Raw genomic sequence first — 17,115 nt, 5'->3', positions numbered from 1 at the left:
ATAATGCTCTACAACCTTCATACCCATAACTTTACCAATAATCCCAATGCTCTTGAGGTGGTAAACCGCTATCCGTATGAGGAAATCGATGTACCTTATTTTTCTACAGGTATTCATCCTTGGTATATTGATGAGGATAGGGTAGAGGAGCATTTAGAAATTATGGAACAACGTTTGCAAATGGATAATTGCCTTGCGCTTGGCGAGTGTGGTTTGGATAAACGTATCGAGATACCGCTCGAAATTCAGCAGCCTATTTTTGAAAAACAGCTACTATTAGCAAGAAAATACAATAAACCTGTAATTTTGCACCTCGTTGCTGCCTATCAGGAATTGATTGCTATAAAAAACGAAATGCAACTTGATGTACCTATGGTACTGCATGGTTTTTCTAAAAACATACAATTAGCCGAACAATTACTGGATAAAGGTTTTTACCTGTCGTTTGGGAAATACCTGTTGCGCAATCCTGAATTATCGGGGGTATTGGCAGAAGTGCCGGAAAATCGGTTTTTTCTGGAAACCGATACTATTGAAGAAAGTTTGGATGAAGTGTATGAAAAGGCAGCAACGGCAAGAAGTACTGATATTGAAAATATTAAACAAATAGTAAGTAATAACTTTAAAACGGTTTTTAAGCATGGCTGAGTGGACGGAGCGTGCCGAACTTTTATTTAAAAAAGAAGGACTTGAAAAATTAAAAAATGCTCATGTGCTGGTTGTAGGTATGGGTGGTGTAGGCTCTTTTGCAGCCGAATTTATTGCCAGGGCAGGTGTGGGCAGTATGACTATTGTGGATGGTGATGTGGTGGATATAACCAATATTAACAGGCAACTGCCCGCTTTGCATTCTACCGTTAATAAACCAAAGGTAGCTATAGTGGGCGACAGGCTTATGGATATTAACCCTGAATTGAAGCTGACTCGAATTAAAGAATTTCTTTCGCCGGAGCGTGCTTATGAGCTGGTTACCAATGAGTATGACTATGTGCTGGATTGTATAGACAGTATTACGCCAAAGCTGAACCTGATACTTTCGGCAAGAAGGCAGAAGGTTAAAATAATCAGTAATATGGGTGCAGGGGGTAAGTATGAAGCCTCGAAGGTGAAAGTTACAGACATCAGTAAAACCGAGTACTGCCCATTGGCGAAAACTATCAGAAAACGCTTGAGGAAAGAAGGGGTATCAAAAGGGGTAAAGGTTGTTTTTTCTACAGAAATGCCCGACGAAACCAGTGTGAAAATGACTGACGGAACGAATTTTAAAAAATCGTTTTACGGTACCAACAGTTGGATGCCTGCTCTTTTTGGGCTGCACGCTGCCGAAACAGTGGTAAAATATATTATTAATAAATAATATTTCCTGATTCCTGCTTACGGAGTAGTATCCCTTACTGCCCTAACAGCAGATGAGGCTCTGTCCTGTCTTTGTCTGCTTGCATCTACAGGATGAATGGTAGGAGGCGTTATGTTTATAAGGCTGTCAGGAACTATCGGGAAATAGATATCAGTAATCCATTCCGACGGATTTTTAGATTGCTGTGTGTTATTGCGATATACTTCTATATACTCATTTAAAGTATCTGTTTTTATTGCTTTATCATTACTGTATTTACGGGTTGTATCCCATGCTTTTTTAAGATGGGAGTAATCACCTTTAACAGTTGTTTTTAAGGCAGAGAAAGATTTTAAGACACCTCCTCCAAACTCGCTGCCGGCAGATGTAATAATTTCTTCTTTGATGGGAATACAAATAGTATAAGTAGCCTTATTACTGCTGGTATATTTGTACTTTTTATACATAACAAATGGCGATCCGTCAATAGAGATGTTATTGGTTTTTATAAAGTTTGTGAGTTTTGGCAGTACTATGGCTATATTTTTCTCAATACTCGATATATCGCTTGTTATGCTGTAACCAAGGTAAAAATCCTGTGTTTTTGTACTTTTGCCCATTACCATTATGTTATAATTGGTAAGTTCCTGTTCCATAAAGTTGCCTATTCTGGTTAGCCCTTGTTTCATGGCCTCTTCCGTACGGTTTTCAGTACCCCTTCTAACTATAGAATAGGCTTTTTCCGTAAAAGTTAATTTTCCTTTTACTCTCACACTTACTTTAGTACCGTTCAGCGTATCTTTAAAAGTCCAAAGTATCTCTTGTTTGTTATTATTGTCAGTGTAAGCATATTGCGTAATGCTGTCATCTTTTATGGTTTCTACAGTTTGTATGCTACCCTCTGTTTGTCCTGTTTTCCAGTTTATTGATGCTCCTTTTCCTGATGTTTCAGTACCAATGCGGGTATATACGGTGGTAGAGTCAACATCGGCAAGTATATTGCTGGTTTCCCAGTTAGCGTAATCGTTTATATAGTTGAATAGCGCGGTTTTAGGCACTTTTACAATTTTTTCCTGCCTTATGTCATAACTGCCGTCCTGAGTGGCTATAAACACAGTAAATGCCACCAAAATCAAAAGGAGTAACAGGAAAATATATTTTATAATTTTCATAAAGTGAAAATTTAATTTTCATGTAAAAGTATAAATATTTCCTATAAGAAGCTAAAAATAAAAAACCCGTGATAACGGGCTTATGTTTTAATGATCGCAATCTAAAAAATTTTCAGGGTAGGGCGAGAGGCTCAGTTTATCTACCAGTAAAAAGATATCTTCTTCTTTAGTATATACATCTATCACCTCACTTACTTTGTCAGCATACAGCGTTTTCCTGTGTGTAGTAATGTTATATTCCTGTAGCTTATCTGTTACATGGTAATTAAATGAGATAATACCGGGATATTCATTTTTAAACTGTACTTGCCAGTGGTGCTGTGTACCGTTTTGACCAACATATTTTAGCCTGAATGTAACTTTGGTATAACAATTAGTCTGTTCCCATTTTTGCCAGCCGTTATCAGTTTGAGCCTGTACCAGTGCAATTCCTCCCAGCAGGCAGAGTAATACAAGTATCTTTTTCATAATTATTGAACATTAAGTATGGTTACATAAAAATCAGGAGAAGTTTGATATACTGTTGTCGCATTAGTTGTCATGCCATCTTGTACATCGCTGGTAATTTTAAAATATTTCTTCTTTCCATCTTGATTAATATTCTCGTTATAGTAATCGCTTATACTAACCTCTGCAAAGCTATCTGAATCAAAAGGAGTCTCGGTAATAGTAAAAGTTATATTTGAAACACTATTTTTTTCTGATTTAAAAAAGAACTTTTTTATAAAAAACTTTTTTCCGTTCATCATTTCTTCTTCATAAGTCGCTCTGTACTCAACATCATTGCCTGCTTTTATCCAAGTGTTGTATTTTGCCTGTATTTTGTTATCCATAACGGGTTGCACCTGTAAACTTGCATTGGTAAACGTAGTAGTACCTTTCGATTGTTCAAAACTGTTCTTTTGCTTCGATGTGGCTGATGTATCAGATAAGGCTTTGAGCGCAGGTTTTGATTCAGCAGCAGGTATTATCTGCGTTCGCCCAACATCAAAGTAGTTTACAATTTGCAAACCGCGTTTGTAGGGTATAGTAATCGTATCAGTATCTGTACCCATAGCGCCGTATTTACGAATTATAAACTTGTTTTCACCTTCATGCAACGGAACGCGAATGTATGATATTGTAGCGGGCAGTGTTTGCCAGTTTCGGGTGTCTGCTTTTTCGGTTGCTGCTCCTGCTATATCAGCCCCAAGTTTGACAAGGTCGCCTCCGGCATCGCCCAGCAGTTCTTTGCCTAACGCTCCCAGTCCGGCACTTGTAGCTTTTTTGGCTGCAAATCGTGTTACAATATCTATGGTTTCGCGTAACATTCTGTCTTTAAGCGATTGTTTTGCTATGGGATAAAAATCCTGTGCAAGATTAAATTCCTTTGGCTTACCGTTTACTATAATTTCTGCTTTGTTATAATAGCCTCCTCTTTCGCGATATCGGGGGATAGCTATGGCATTTATACTACCAATATTAGAACCGATGGGTATGGGTATAATTATTTCTTCCAATATATCGCCATCCATATAGCTGCCATAAAATATTCCGCCGGCTCCCGAGGCGGTTATTACTATTTGATCTTTGGCAGGACCTATACCGTTTTCCCAGAAAATAACGGCCTCACCTGTTGGTTTTGTCTGATAGTCTTCCGGGGTTGTTTTCTTGGGTGTATCTTCTGCGGGGATGTTAAACTTAGTACGATAATCGTTATACTCTTGGGTAAACCCCATGAGCTTCGAAGTGCGTAACAAATCTTTTTTAAGCTGCTCCGGCATTGGTACATCAAAAAAATCACCACCGTTTTTGGTATATATTTCTTCGGCATTACGATAGGCAATAAAGGCATTGTTTATATCGCCTACCGATTCGTATATTATACCCTGCAATATTTGCGAAAAGGCATCTTCGCTATATTTATTTTTATTTTCTTTATAATTTTCGTTAAGCTGATACAGCTTAATATTTATCCTTTTGGCCTCTACAAGTGCCTCATTGGGCATGCCCATCATAAAGTAGTTTAGGGCTTTATAATAATGGATAGTAACTTTTTCAAAATCTTCACCTTTGTAGGGCATTGCCATAGGGTTGGTAAGTTTTGAGGCAACCGCCTGCCCGGCATTGGTTTTTATCCTGTCATCTATCAATATATAGGCTTGTTCCAGCAGGGCATTACTGGCTTCATAATTGCCTTGCATATGTTCTACTTTACCCTTTTCCATCAGGTATAAAAGCTTATTCCTCTTTTTTTTCAGGAATTTATTTTTCTCTATTCCGGCAATGGCTTTATTAAAGTTGCCGTTAAAGAGGTCGCTTTCAATATCTGAGGTTTTGGAGTTATAGGTTCCGCAGGATTGAAAGCCTATCAATAACAGTAGCAATAACGCTTTTACAGCGTTACGTTTGTTTTTAATTGCTTTCATAAATATCAGGTGTGTATTGGCTTACAGTTTTTTGCCAATATATTTTTTTATCTTTTTATCGCCTATCCATACTTTCTCATTGGTTTGTATGTTACTAAGCTCAAGATCTACCTGATAGTACACTGTTTTTTCTTTTGAATATTGATCTACGATAGAGTTTACTGTACCTTGCAACATAAAATCGGCACCGTTTTCAAGACCAAATTTTTTCATTGTAGATTGTGATGCAAAATTTTGTTGGTCGGCTCTTTCGCCTCTTATTTCTTCACGCATGTTTCCTGCCTGTACCAGTTTCATTCTGCCTGAATTTATGATAGCTTTTTCGATATCTTTAGAAAAGGTTTCTACAGCAATATGTTCGTGTGATTTATTAACAATCATACCTACAATAATTACCGGTTTTTTTCCTGCGTTGTCTGATGCATAGGTGCTGTACCATGAGTGTTCCATCAATTCGGCAGTAATTTCTTCCGCTGTAAGTCTGGAGTCTGTTTCGTTCCAACGTCCGCTAAGGTCAGTTACTGTATTTTCACTTACACGCTGCACGTTGTGTGTAGAGCAGTTGGTTAATGTAAGTCCTAAAGCAAAAAATAACGATAGGTGCAATGATCTTGATTTCATAATAAGTATTTTGTTGATTAATAATTTAAAGGTATTAAATATTTTAAGATCTTAACTCTGCATTCTTACAAAATATATGCCAATTAAAATCCAGAAAGGTTTTATATAAAAAAAATATCCCGTTAGGGATATTTTTTCGCTAAACCAACTACTCTGAATAAATTAAGAAACTACATAATTGAAAGAAGAAATAATCGTTGTCGGATGGATGCCAACGGTAGTTACTTGTTTAACTTTGTTTGGCAAAGATGCTTAAATTACGATTGCTAAAAAATCCCCATTAGTGGGTATTTTACAATTTTAACAGTAGTTAAAAATCATATTTACGTTCCATAGAGTATCGTAATAACTCGCTTTTTCCCTGTAAGTTTAGTTTTTTTAGTATATTTTTCCTGTGGGTGTCCACAGTTGTTTTACCTATAAATAACAAGTCGGCAATTTCCTGAGATGTTTTTCCCTGTCCTACCAGGTTTACTATTTCCAATTCACGTTTACTCAGCGGAGCTTCGTTATTACTGTTTTTGTCATGCGCTTTTTTTAGCGAAGCATCAAAAAACTTTTCACCCTGCATAACACCTCTTATCGCGTTTGCAACCGTTTTTAATGATGAATTTTTTACTACATATCCTGACGCTCCGGCCTCTTCCATTTGGGTTACAGCTTCATTTTGTTCAAACATGCTAAAGGCTATAACATGGCACTGGGGGAATTCTTTTTTTATCATTTTTGTAGCGGTAATCCCGTCTATCTTGGGCATGCGTATGTCAGTCAGCACAACATCGGGCTTTTTGGCATGTACAATTTCAAGCAATCGTTCACCGTCATTAGCTTCGCCTACAACACATATATCATCTTCATATTCTAAAAATATCTTGATACCGTCTATTAATGACTGGTGGTCTTCGGCTATTACAAGGTTTATCATATTGGTAAGTCTATTAGTATGGTCGTGCCTTTCCCCGGGGTAGAGTCTATAATAAAACTACCGCCAAGCTGTTCTGTTTTTTTCTGTATAGAGGCTATACCCATTCCGTCTTCAGCATTCATTTTATCAGTACTAAAGCCCACTCCGTTATCTTCTATAATAATATTGATTAAATCGTCATGATGCGTTAGTTGTATCGATGCTTCCGTAGCCTGTGCATGTTTTATAATATTGGTAATAAGCTCCTGTACAATTCTAAAGATAGTAATTTCTTGGCTATTATCCAGTCTTTCATTAAATCCGTACGGAATAAAATCAACTTTTAGTTTTTTAGGTATCGATACTTTTTGGACTAATTTTTTTAGAGCCGGAATAAGCCCTTCGCTGGCATATACCCCTGCATTTTTGGCATGGGCAAGCCTCCTCACTTTTTGATAGGCTTCTTCGATAAGGTCATCCGTTTTTTGATAGAGTCGATTTTCATCTTCATTAATCTCGCTTTTCCTTAATTTTAAATTTTCAAAATTTATTTTTAATGTGGCAAGCATACTACCTAAGTTATCATGGAGTTCGTTAGCAATGCGCTGTCGTTCTTTTTCCTGCCCTTCAAGCATGATGTCTATGCTGCTAAGCTCATACTCTTTTAGGGCTTTTTCTAATTTTTGCTTTTCAATCAGTTTTTCCTGATGTGAAATTTTTTCTTTTTTGCGTGCATTTTTTATGATAAGAAAAGCTATTACAGAGCCGGCTATCAGTAACCCGATAGTTACATAATTAATAACTTGTTTGGTTTTAACATCTCCTCTTAATATTTGATTTTCCAGCTCTTTTTCTTTTGTTTTATATTTAGTATGTATATCGTTTATGGCAATATTTTGCTCGGTCACATTTATACTGTCACTATATTGTTGTGTTAATAGCAGGTATTTATAAGCATTTCCATAGTCGTTCAGTTCAGCATAATTTTTATGAAAATTGTTATATATAATCCATTTCGACTTTAGTTCATAATTATTTAGAGGTAAACTGTCCGCTGACTGCAAATGCTTATTAGCAGTAATAAAATCTTTCTTGTGGCGGTAGGATGATGCTAAGTTTAAGTAATAATGATAATAATCTTCTGCCGAGGCATCTGTTTCTTTAAGTATTACAAGCTCTTTTTTTAGATAATAAATACCTGAATCGGGTTTGTGTAAATTTTCATTGTACAGATTTGCAAGGTTATTATAAAAAGCAGACTCAACGTATTTGTGATTTTTCCCTTTCAGAATGTTTAGACCTTTTTTGTAATACCCAACACTTTCATTATAATCGCCTTTATAGGCATAATAGGTTGCCATATTACCATAACCACGCGCTATTCTTAATGAATCTCCTATTTTTTTTGCATGTGTAATATATTCTTCAATATAGGGTTTGTAGGGTACATTATTTCCTTCCTGTGATTGCAATAAATAGATTATATCAAGATTAATATCCATAGCCTTGCTTATGCTATCTATGGATTTATATATCCGTTTTGAAGATCTTAAATATTCGTAGGCTTTACCGTCTTGATTGTCAAGTTCCAAATGTTTAGCGTACAAATAATAATATAATGCTTTATCTTGCGGAGATAGTGATACACTATCTATTGTTTGTAACGCGACTCTGAATTCTTCAGAAGTATCGGAATATAACTTCTCCTGAAGATTAATCAGTTCCTTTGAATTTTGAGAAAAAACCGTGCTGAACATAAAAAAGCTAATCAGCACGGCTATATAATTAAGAATATCTTTCATTTAATAAATTAATACCTTCTCGTGGTGCCAAACCCTGCTTTTGCTGGTCCGGCAACATTACTGCATATACTTCTTAGTATAGAGGCATCAATGGCGTTTCTATTACAAAGCTCTGTATGGCAAACCATATCGTTTATTGGGTATGAACTCGTATCTTTAAGGTGGTATGTAAATACAATTATAGGTTTGCTGTAATCAAAATCACAAGCATACTGACTTGATATTTTAGGTACTTTATCCAAGTCAATTAATATCGTTTCAATGTTCATATCCGGGTTAGGCAATTCCTGCCCGGGGTCATCATTTCTCATTTTCAGGCTTATAACCAACCCATTCCAGTTATTTGTAGAGATGTTACAATATTCAAAATCGTAATCTCCTTTTGGTAGTGCTATCTCCAAACTTGCCAGATGATTTGAGTAATGATAGCCAAAACAATTGTACGTTTCCATAAGATGTGTGTGTATTTGAGGTTAATTAAACAAATATCAGCATTTATGTTCTAAAAAAAAATCCCCTTATATGGGGATTTTTTTAAATTATTTTTATACATATCTCTATTTTAAATAAATCTTGATGAAAAATAACAACGCAACGAAAGCTAAAAAAACTAATAGCACTTTATAGCTCCCCCTATAGTATTTTTTATGAAGTTTTAAATCTTTACGATATACATATATCATAGAGGCAATAAAAACAACTATAAAAAATGCTGCAAATATCCATTGACCTGTTGTAAACATGTTAAAATCTTTTTTACAAAATTACAACAACCGCTTTTATTTTAAGGTATTTTTAAAGCAATAAATTAGTTACATAAGAATGAAAAAACAACTTGAAGCCGTAAAAGAATTTCACACTGCTTTTGGCTTAGGCGTAAGCCATACAACCAAAGGCACGCTGGGCGAAAATGTAAACATGCTGCGCTATAACCTTATGAAAGAGGAAAACGAAGAATACCTGGAAGCGGTACAAAATAATGATATTGTAGAAATTGCCGATGCACTTGGCGATATGCTATATATATTGTGCGGTACTATACTGGAGCATGGACTACAGCATAAAATAGAAGCGGTATTTGACGAAATACAGCGCAGTAACATGAGTAAACTGGGTGTTGACGGAAAACCAATATATCGTGAAGACGGTAAGGTAATGAAAGGACCGGAGTATTTTAAACCCGATTTTACCACAATACTACAGAAGTAAAAAAACACAGCCGGAGCTACTATTAAATAGCTCCGGCTGTAAGTAAGTTATATGGTTTAAGCTATATTTTTACAGTCCAGCCAAAAGTGTCTTCGGCAAGTTTATATTGTATGTTGGTAATCTGTTGTTTTAGTTGCAATGCTATCGAATTTTCCTGTTTTGGCAGTTCGTAATATTTGTCTTTATAGCTAAAGCCCACAATAGGGTTTACCACCGCAGCCGTACCTGCACCAAAAACTTCCTGCAATGTGCCGTTTTCGGCTGCCGTTACTAATTCATCTACCAGTACTGATCGTACTTCTACCTTTATATTTTCGCGAATAGCAATATCTATAAGGCTTTTTCGGGTAACACCATCCAGTATCCTCTCACCCGTAGGAGCAGTATACAATGTATCATTTATCCGGAAAAACACATTCATAGTGCCGGCTTCTTCCAGTTTGGTATGGGTTGCATCATCCGTCCAGATAATTTGTTGAAAACCCATTTCATTTGCAAGTTTGGTAGGGTAAAATTGTGCCGAATAGTTACCGGCAGCTTTTGCTGCGCCAATACCGCCATTGGCAGCCCTGCTGTAATGCTCGGCAATAATAACCTTAACTTCTCCTGAGTAATATGCTTTGGCAGGCGACAGGATAATCATAAAACGATAAAACACTGCCGGAGCAGCTATAACCCCCGGTCCTGTGGCTATCATAAATGGGCGTATGTACAGCGAACTGCCTACACCGTGTTTTACCCACTGTTTATCAATTTCAATAAGCTTTTTCATCCCCTCCATAAAAACAGCTTCGGGCACTTCGGGCATGGCAAGCCTTGCAGCCGATTTATTAAAGCGTTTAAAGTTCTCATCAGGTCTAAAAAGCCATACATCATCATGAGCATCTTTATATGCCTTCATCCCTTCAAAAATAGCCTGTCCGTAATGAAATACTTTCGCCGAAGGATCTATAAGAAACGGCTCATAGGGTTTTATCACGGGTTTTTCCCATACACCTTGCTTATAATCACAAATAAGCATATGGTCAGTAAAAATATTTCCAAAAGTAAGGTTTTCAAAATCTACAGAGTCAATTTTAGTAGTCTCGGCTCTGTTAATGATGATGTCATCAGTAGCGTTGTTGCTCATTAAAGGTTTAGTTTTTGTAGGGTAAATATTGAATTGTGTTGCGTGCAAATTTAAGAAAAAAAGCGGTTTCTTGGTCTGATGAAGTATATTTTAAACCCCGACAATCGTTTATAACTTTAAATTATAAGCATTAAAGCCATTATTAACAAGGTGTATTTGCAGTTTTTATATAAATTTGCTGTATAAAATTAAAATTTGTTACAAATGAAAAAAATAGTATTGCTTGCCGCAACTCTTGTTGTGATGATTGCTTGTAAGAATAATGAAGAAAATAAGTCGGAGGGAGCTGATACATTTGTAGAGGCAATTACTCATGACGAAGAAGCATCTTATGAAACATTTGGTGATAAAATAGTTGCCGAAAAAGCATTTACCAAAGAAGAAATGCTGGAAAAATACGAGAACCTTAAACCGGGCGACACCTTAAACATTAAATTCAAATCAACAATCAAAGATGTATGCCAAAAAAAGGGATGCTGGATGGCTATGGAACTTCCTGATGAGAAAGAATCTTTTGTGAAATTTAAAGATTATGGTTTTTTTGTACCTTTAAATGCAGCAGAGCAGGAAGCAGTAGTTAGTGGTAAAGCCTTTGTGAGTGAAATATCAGTTGCCGAGTTAAAACACTATGCTAAAGATGGCGGAAAATCGCAGGAAGAAATAGATAAAATAACCGAGCCTGAAATTACTTACGGATTTATGGCGGATGGTGTTTTAATAAAAAAATAAATGAGGAAAACCTTATTTGTATTTATCATAACATCATTGATGTTATACGGTTGTGGAGGAAAAACAGAATCTTCCGCATATGAGGAAGTATCGGTTACAGATACTACCTCGGTAGAAAAAGACTTTGAAATGTATGAGATGTCAGAAATGGCAGCATTGATGGAGCAAATGTATGTAGATAATCAGCGGCTGAAACAACGCATCATAGACGGAGATACCATAGGCAATTTTCCTGAACATTTTTTGCGTATTCATGAATCTGTTATGACTGACGAAAGTGAACGGGATGTTTTTTTTAAAGATCAGGCAGCTAAGTTTTTAGAAGCGCAAGGACTCATATACAACGATTCTTTGAATGCAAAACAACATTTTAACGATGCGGTATCGGCATGTGTAAAGTGTCATGAGCAAAAATGTGGCGGACCTATACCAAGAATTAAGAAACTGTACATTAAATAGTGAAGCGACAAATTATAACTACTTCTGACGGTTCGGTTACCATATACCTACCCGAAATGAAGGAAACTTATCATTCTAAATTTGGTGCCATACAAGAGGCATACCATGTATTTATACTAAACGGGCTGACTTTAACACAAGGTCAGCCTGTTTCGATTTTAGAGATAGGGTTCGGTACGGGGCTAAACGCTTTTATAACCTATTTGGAGTCGAAAAAATCAGAGCAGGTAATACATTATACAGCTATAGAGGCATTTCCTGTTCCGGAAGAGGAAGTTGTGCAACTTAACTATGCAACACAGCTTGGAGCGGAAACCGAACAAGCTATATTTGAGCAAATGCATAGCTGTGATTGGGAGGAAAACATATTAATCGATAATAAATTTACATTATATAAGCGTAAACAGCATTTTGAAACGGTTGATGATGTTAACATTTATAACCTGATTTATTTTGATGCGTTTGGCTATCATGCACAGCCCGAACTATGGAGTGCCGATATATTTAAAAAGATGTTTACCGCTCTTAAAACCGATGGAATATTAGTTACTTATGCTTGTAGAACGGTTATTAAAAAAGCGATGCAGGAGGCAGGATTTGTTACAGAAAAGTTGCCCGGACCTCCCGGAAAAAGAGAAATGCTAAGAGCAGTGAAACCTTAAATTTTAGTTAAAAAAATATTAAATTAAAAACTTTAACACGCTGAATTTATCATATTGGTAGTTATTGTATTTAAATTTTTATTACATTTACATACGTTCTTATCACCTAATAACCAATTTATAATTTGTAAAAGAATTATGCCCAGAACTATGATTAGCTACACAAAGCAAATACTGGTAAGCGTAAGCTTTGACCCTATATTGTTTTGTAAAGAAGTAGAAAAAGCAGTTAAAACCCTGTTGCCTTATGAAATCGAACAACTGATAGACTGGCTTCAAACTTTTACGACCGAAAAGCCTGAATTAAGAGCCTGTCTGGCGTATGTTGAGCAATAAAAAAGAAGCCTAATGGGCTTCTTTTTCTTTTTATATTATTTTTTGCTTTGTTGCAGCGGGCTGGTAATTTTAACATCCTGAAAAGCAATAGCACCCTTTATTATCCCTGCTATGGTAGATCTTAACGCTTCTATTATATGTAATTTGAGTTCTTTTTTAGAGTAAATAAGGCTTACCTCGCGCGAGGGTCTCGGCTCTTTAAAATGGCGAAGTTTTTGGCTTGCCTTTTCATCCATATCCAGCGTGTGCAGGTAGGGTAGCAATGTCATTCCCAAGCCCTCATCGGCAAGTTTAACCAATGTTTCAAAACTCCCGCTTTCTATCTGAAAATGATTGTCATTAGCCAATCCTTTTGCTTTACAAAGGTTTAGTATGTTATGCCTGAAACAGTGTCCGTCCTGCAGTAGTAATACATTATTAAAGTTAAGGTCTAAGTCTTCTATCTCAAATTCTTTTTTATTATAGGCTTCCATATTTTCAGGAACGTAGGCTACAAAAGGCTCATAGTATAAAACCAGTTCCTTTATACTATCTTCATTAAGCGGGGTTGCAGCTATGGCAGCATCCAACTGACCGTTTTTAATCATTTTAATTATTTCTTCGGTAGTACGCTCTTCTATAATCAGGTTTACCTTAGGATATTTTTTTATAAAATTGCTCATAAACATAGGTAGTAGTGTGGGCATTATAGTGGGTATAATACCTACTTTAAAATCTCCGCCTATATATCCTTTTTGCTGATCTACAATATCTTTAATTCTCCCTGACTCGTTTACTATATTTTTAGCCTGTTCTACTATTTGCTCGCCCACATCCGTAAGTTGTATAGGTTTTTTACTGCGGTCAAATATTTGTATATCCAGCTCTTCCTCAAGTTTTTGAATTTGCATGCTTAGTGTAGGCTGGGTAACAAAACATTTTTCGGCAGCAAGAGTAAAATTTTTATGCTCGGCAACAGCCAATACATATTGTAATTGAGTAATGGTCATAGTATAAATATTTATGATAAAATTATAAAAACTATTGATAATGCCTATCTTTATTATGATTAAATTTGTTTAAATTTTTAGAGTAAAATACTTACAAATAATAAAAATTATATTTATGAAAACTAACAAAAGCACAGTAGAGACTAATATTCTGGGATTACCGGTAAAAGAAGCAGAGGTTATAGCAGCCGAACTGAACATACTGTTGTCTAACTTTCAGGTATATTATCAAAATTTGAGAGGTATTCACTGGAATATTCGTGGAAAAAGATTTTTTGATCTTCATGTAAAATTTGAAGAACTGTATAACGATGCACAGTTAAAAATTGATATGATTGCTGAGAGGGTTCTTACGCTGGGCAGTACTCCGTTGCATACTTTTGAAGATTACCTATCTAACAACAAATTAAAAATAGGTAAAAACATTTCTAAAGATGTAGATGCTGTACAACTTATTATGGCTTCGCTATCAGATATACTTAAAATAGAAAGAATAATATTGGACGAGTCTGATAAAGTAAATGATGAGGGTACTAATTCTATGATGAGTGATTTTATTACGGAACAGGAAAAAATAATGTGGATGATGAAAGCATGGAGTGAAGAAGAAATTTAATCATTTATTGTTCACATCAATATATATAAATAATTAAATAATAATCCCTATATTCGCCATTAATGAAGGTTTTAGTAAATATAGTACTTCTTTTATTTATATCATTCTTAGCAGTTCCCACTATTGTGAGCCTGCTGGATGATAGTTCTGACGTATCTGTATCTTACAGCCTTAACGAAGAAGAAATTCATAAGGAACTGCAGGAAATAAAAGCAGGTCCGAGTGAATTTACTTTTTGTTTTCTTGCAGCAATAAAAAAATCATCAAAAATAACTTCAAATAATCTCCGAAGACATAAATGTGTGTTCGGAGATGTTTTTTCTCCTCCTCCCGACGTAATTATAATATAGACTAAAAAGCTACTATTGAGCAAATTTTAAACATTTACCTAAGTAAGGGTTTAGCATTATTTATATTATATTTCTCCTCGGTTATGACAAAAAAGATAAATCTTTTTGCAAACCTAAAGACTGATTTTCCATCGGGTCTTGTGGTTTTTTTAGTAGCATTACCTTTATGTTTGGGTATCGCTCTTGCTTCGGGCGCTCCGCCATTATCAGGTATATTATCAGGTATAATAGGGGGGATAGTCATAGGGATTCTCAGTAATTCTAATATAAGCGTTTCCGGCCCTGCTGCCGGGCTTATCGCTATTGTATTAACAGCTATTGCTACACTTGGTTCATTCGAGGCTTTCCTGCTTACAGTATCTTTGGCAGGTTTAATGCAACTGGCACTCGGCTTTCTTAAAGCCGGTAGTATTTCAAATTATTTTCCGTCCAATGTGATAGAAGGAATGCTTGCGGGTATAGGCGTTATTATAATTATTAACCAAATAGAACACGCCTTTGGATATGATATAGTAGGTAATACAGGGTCAGAATCGATTTTCAGGCTCGACGGCGGTAATCCGTTTTCTGATATTCCGGAAATAGCAAGCCGTTTTGAGGGCGGAGCCATTATAATAACACTTGTTTCCATACTCATACTGGTAATTTGGGAAAAAATTCCTGCGCTAAAAAGACTTAAAATGTTGCCCGGTGCTCTGGTAGCGGTTATTGTGAGTATTGTTCTTAACGAAATTTTTATTGCCACAGGCAGTCCTTTTGCTTTAGAAAGTTCTCACCTGGTAAAACTGCCTGTTCCGGAATCTTTTGAAGATTTGAAAAATGTTATTGTAACACCCGATTTTTCCGCAATAACAAACATTCAGGTGTGGATTACAGCAGCCACCATTATGGTAGTAGCTTCTATAGAAACACTTTTATGCATAGAGGCTTCAGATCGGATGGATGTACATAAGCGTTATACCGATACCAACAGAGAGCTTAAAGCACAAGGTATAGGTAACGCCATAAGCGGGCTTATAGGCGGCTTGCCTATAACATCAGTAGTAGTGCGATCTTCGGCAAATGCCAGTGCCGGTGCAAAAACAAAAGCATCTACAATAATTCATGGTGTACTGTTACTAATATGCGTATTAGCCATACCCACACTGCTAAACAAAATACCATTTGCCACACTTGCAGCAGTACTTATAGTAATTGGTTATAAATTAGCCCGCCCTGCAAAATTGAAACATTTTTGGAGTAAAGGAATATATCAGTTTATACCTTTTGCAGCTACATTACTGGCTGTAGTATTGACTGATTTATTAAAAGGAGTTGCCTTAGGTATGATTATAAGTATTATATTTATTCTTAGAGGAAACCTTAAAAGAGCTTACAATTTTAGAAAGCAGGAATATACCCAAGGCGATGTCATCCATATAGATCTTGCCCAAGAGGTTTCATTCCTTAATAAAGCAGCTATAAAATCAACATTAAACGATATACCAAGCAATTCTAAAGTAATAATAGATGCATCCGATACGGTATATATAGCCTATGATGTGCTGGATCTTATTGAAGAGTTTGCTGCCATAAAGGCTAAAGAAGAAAACATAGATGTAACATTAATAGGCTTTAAAACTGCCTATCAGATAGAAAATGCCGAAAACAATAACGTTTTTGTTACTCATAATGACGATAACGGAAATCACAGAAAAGAAAAACAAGACATTTACTAAAAATAAATATTAAAAATTAAAGAAATAATGGGAATAGATTTTTATAAAAAAATTCTTGAAAACAACAAAGCATGGTCTAACACTAAACTGGCAGAAGACCCTGAATATTTTAAGCGCCTTGCACAGGGGCAACAGCCACCATTATTATGGATAGGGTGTTCTGACAGCCGAGTGCCTGCCAATGAAATTATAGGCGCACAACCGGGCGAAGTATTTGTGCACCGCAATATTGCCAATATGGTAATACATTCGGATATGAACATGCTTAGCGTACTTGATTATGCTGTGAATGTGCTGAAAGTAAGACATGTAATAGTATGCGGGCACTATGGGTGCGGAGGAGTGAAAGCCGCTATGGGTAATCAGTCAATAGGAATTATTGACAACTGGATAAGGCATATTAAAGATGTTTACAGGCAAAACAGAGTATATCTTGACTCTATAGTAAGCGAGAACGACAGGTTTGACTCTTTTGTAGAAATTAATGTAAAAGATCAGGTACGCGATCTTGCCAAGACCTCTATAGTACAAGCAGCATGGAGCAGCGGGCAAGAGCTTTATCTTCATGGTTGGGTATATGGGCTGGATACCGGTGTAGTGAAAGACCTTGAAGTAAACTTATACAATAATAACGACCTTGACAGGGTGGACAGGTTAGAGTTCTAATAAAAAAAG

The 17,115-nt window shown here is 36.0% G+C and carries 20 protein-coding genes; 11 read left to right on the top strand and 9 right to left on the bottom strand.

From position 1 onward, the window contains the following. Positions 1-3: 3 nt before the first annotated feature. Both E0W68_RS08840 and E0W68_RS08835 read left to right on the top strand, forming a co-directional pair. Positions 4-648, top strand: a complete 645-nt coding sequence (locus E0W68_RS08840; RefSeq protein WP_225990349.1) for a TatD family hydrolase — start codon at positions 4-6, stop codon at positions 646-648. After that, positions 641-1,357, top strand: a complete 717-nt coding sequence (locus tag E0W68_RS08835) for a tRNA threonylcarbamoyladenosine dehydratase (RefSeq protein WP_135219063.1) — start codon at positions 641-643, stop codon at positions 1,355-1,357. Before E0W68_RS08840 ends, E0W68_RS08835 begins: the two co-directional genes overlap by 8 nt. A 17-nt stretch (positions 1,358-1,374) precedes the next feature. On the opposite strand, the gene E0W68_RS08830 is transcribed toward E0W68_RS08835, so the two are convergent. From E0W68_RS08830 to E0W68_RS08800, 7 genes are all read right to left on the bottom strand, one after another. Then, entirely contained in the window at positions 1,375-2,508 is a 1,134-nt protein-coding gene (locus E0W68_RS08830; protein WP_135219062.1) for a GyrI-like domain-containing protein, read from the bottom strand. Between the two features lie 87 nt (positions 2,509-2,595). Further along, positions 2,596-2,976 (bottom strand): hypothetical protein, encoded by a 381-nt coding sequence (locus tag E0W68_RS08825; protein ID WP_135219061.1) that lies wholly within the window; start codon positions 2,974-2,976, stop codon positions 2,596-2,598. Positions 2,977-2,978: 2 nt separating this feature from the next. Then, positions 2,979-4,916 (bottom strand): COG3014 family protein, encoded by a 1,938-nt coding sequence (locus E0W68_RS08820; protein ID WP_135219060.1) that lies wholly within the window; start codon positions 4,914-4,916, stop codon positions 2,979-2,981. A 21-nt stretch (positions 4,917-4,937) separates the two neighbouring features. Continuing rightward, complete coding sequence (locus tag E0W68_RS08815) at positions 4,938-5,537, bottom strand: penicillin-binding protein activator LpoB (RefSeq protein ID WP_135219059.1); 600 nt, start codon at positions 5,535-5,537, stop codon at positions 4,938-4,940. A 310-nt stretch (positions 5,538-5,847) separates the two neighbouring features. Then, entirely contained in the window at positions 5,848-6,462 is a 615-nt protein-coding gene (locus tag E0W68_RS08810; protein WP_135219058.1) for a response regulator transcription factor, read from the bottom strand. Further along, positions 6,459-8,243 carry a tetratricopeptide repeat-containing sensor histidine kinase gene (locus E0W68_RS08805; protein ID WP_135219057.1) on the bottom strand — a complete coding sequence of 595 codons (1,785 nt, stop codon included), beginning with the start codon at positions 8,241-8,243 and terminating at the stop codon, positions 6,459-6,461. The genes E0W68_RS08810 and E0W68_RS08805 overlap by 4 nt, the downstream gene beginning before the upstream one ends. 8 nt (positions 8,244-8,251) lie before the next feature. After that, the gene (locus E0W68_RS08800; RefSeq protein ID WP_135219056.1) at positions 8,252-8,695 is read right to left on the bottom strand and encodes a hypothetical protein; all 444 of its coding nucleotides are present in this window, start codon (positions 8,693-8,695) and stop codon (positions 8,252-8,254) included. Between the two features lie 370 nt (positions 8,696-9,065). Here E0W68_RS08800 and E0W68_RS08790 point away from each other — a divergent pair, with 370 nt between their 5' ends. Continuing rightward, positions 9,066-9,452, top strand: a complete 387-nt coding sequence (locus E0W68_RS08790) for a pyrophosphohydrolase domain-containing protein (RefSeq protein ID WP_135219054.1) — start codon at positions 9,066-9,068, stop codon at positions 9,450-9,452. Positions 9,453-9,513: 61 nt separating this feature from the next. Here E0W68_RS08790 and E0W68_RS08785 read toward each other — a convergent pair whose 3' ends face one another. Further along, positions 9,514-10,581, bottom strand: coding sequence for a branched-chain amino acid aminotransferase (locus E0W68_RS08785; protein WP_135219053.1), 1,068 nt, complete (start codon positions 10,579-10,581; stop codon positions 9,514-9,516). Positions 10,582-10,785: 204 nt separating this feature from the next. Between E0W68_RS08785 and E0W68_RS08780 the strand changes: the two genes are divergently transcribed. From E0W68_RS08780 to E0W68_RS08765, 4 genes are all read left to right on the top strand, one after another. Next, positions 10,786-11,310 carry a DUF4920 domain-containing protein gene (locus E0W68_RS08780; protein ID WP_135219052.1) on the top strand — a complete coding sequence of 175 codons (525 nt, stop codon included), beginning with the start codon at positions 10,786-10,788 and terminating at the stop codon, positions 11,308-11,310. Further along, positions 11,311-11,769, top strand: a complete 459-nt coding sequence (locus tag E0W68_RS08775; protein WP_225990348.1) for a hypothetical protein — start codon at positions 11,311-11,313, stop codon at positions 11,767-11,769. Then, entirely contained in the window at positions 11,769-12,431 is a 663-nt protein-coding gene (gene mnmD, locus E0W68_RS08770) for a tRNA (5-methylaminomethyl-2-thiouridine)(34)-methyltransferase MnmD (RefSeq protein ID WP_135219051.1), read from the top strand. The genes E0W68_RS08775 and mnmD overlap by 1 nt, the downstream gene beginning before the upstream one ends. 138 nt (positions 12,432-12,569) lie before the next feature. Then, entirely contained in the window at positions 12,570-12,767 is a 198-nt protein-coding gene (locus tag E0W68_RS08765; RefSeq protein ID WP_135219050.1) for a hypothetical protein, read from the top strand. A 35-nt stretch (positions 12,768-12,802) separates the two neighbouring features. Here the strand turns inward: E0W68_RS08765 and E0W68_RS08760 are convergent, their stop codons facing one another. After that, positions 12,803-13,756 (bottom strand): LysR substrate-binding domain-containing protein, encoded by a 954-nt coding sequence (locus E0W68_RS08760; RefSeq protein WP_135219049.1) that lies wholly within the window; start codon positions 13,754-13,756, stop codon positions 12,803-12,805. 115 nt (positions 13,757-13,871) lie between these two features. Between E0W68_RS08760 and E0W68_RS08755 the strand changes: the two genes are divergently transcribed. The 4 genes from E0W68_RS08755 to can all read left to right on the top strand — a co-directional run bounded on the left by E0W68_RS08755 (position 13,872) and on the right by can (position 17,106). Then, positions 13,872-14,372: a Dps family protein gene (locus E0W68_RS08755; RefSeq protein WP_135219048.1), complete on the top strand. Its 501-nt coding sequence runs from the start codon at positions 13,872-13,874 to the stop codon at positions 14,370-14,372. A 62-nt stretch (positions 14,373-14,434) separates the two neighbouring features. Beyond that, on the top strand, positions 14,435-14,722 hold the full coding sequence (locus E0W68_RS08750; protein WP_135219047.1) for a hypothetical protein: 288 nt from the start codon (positions 14,435-14,437) through the stop codon (positions 14,720-14,722). 83 nt (positions 14,723-14,805) lie between these two features. Beyond that, positions 14,806-16,440: a SulP family inorganic anion transporter gene (locus E0W68_RS08745; protein ID WP_135219046.1), complete on the top strand. Its 1,635-nt coding sequence runs from the start codon at positions 14,806-14,808 to the stop codon at positions 16,438-16,440. A 27-nt stretch (positions 16,441-16,467) separates the two neighbouring features. Continuing rightward, positions 16,468-17,106 (top strand): carbonate dehydratase, encoded by a 639-nt coding sequence (gene can / locus E0W68_RS08740; RefSeq protein WP_135219045.1) that lies wholly within the window; start codon positions 16,468-16,470, stop codon positions 17,104-17,106. Positions 17,107-17,115 lie beyond the last annotated feature (9 nt).

This window comes from Flavobacterium salilacus subsp. salilacus (assembly GCF_004634195.1).
In the GTDB taxonomy this organism is placed as follows: domain Bacteria; phylum Bacteroidota; class Bacteroidia; order Flavobacteriales; family Flavobacteriaceae; genus Flavobacterium; species Flavobacterium salilacus.
The sequence above is the reverse complement of the archived record's forward strand: the minus strand, read 5'-3'. Positions and strand labels throughout refer to the sequence as shown.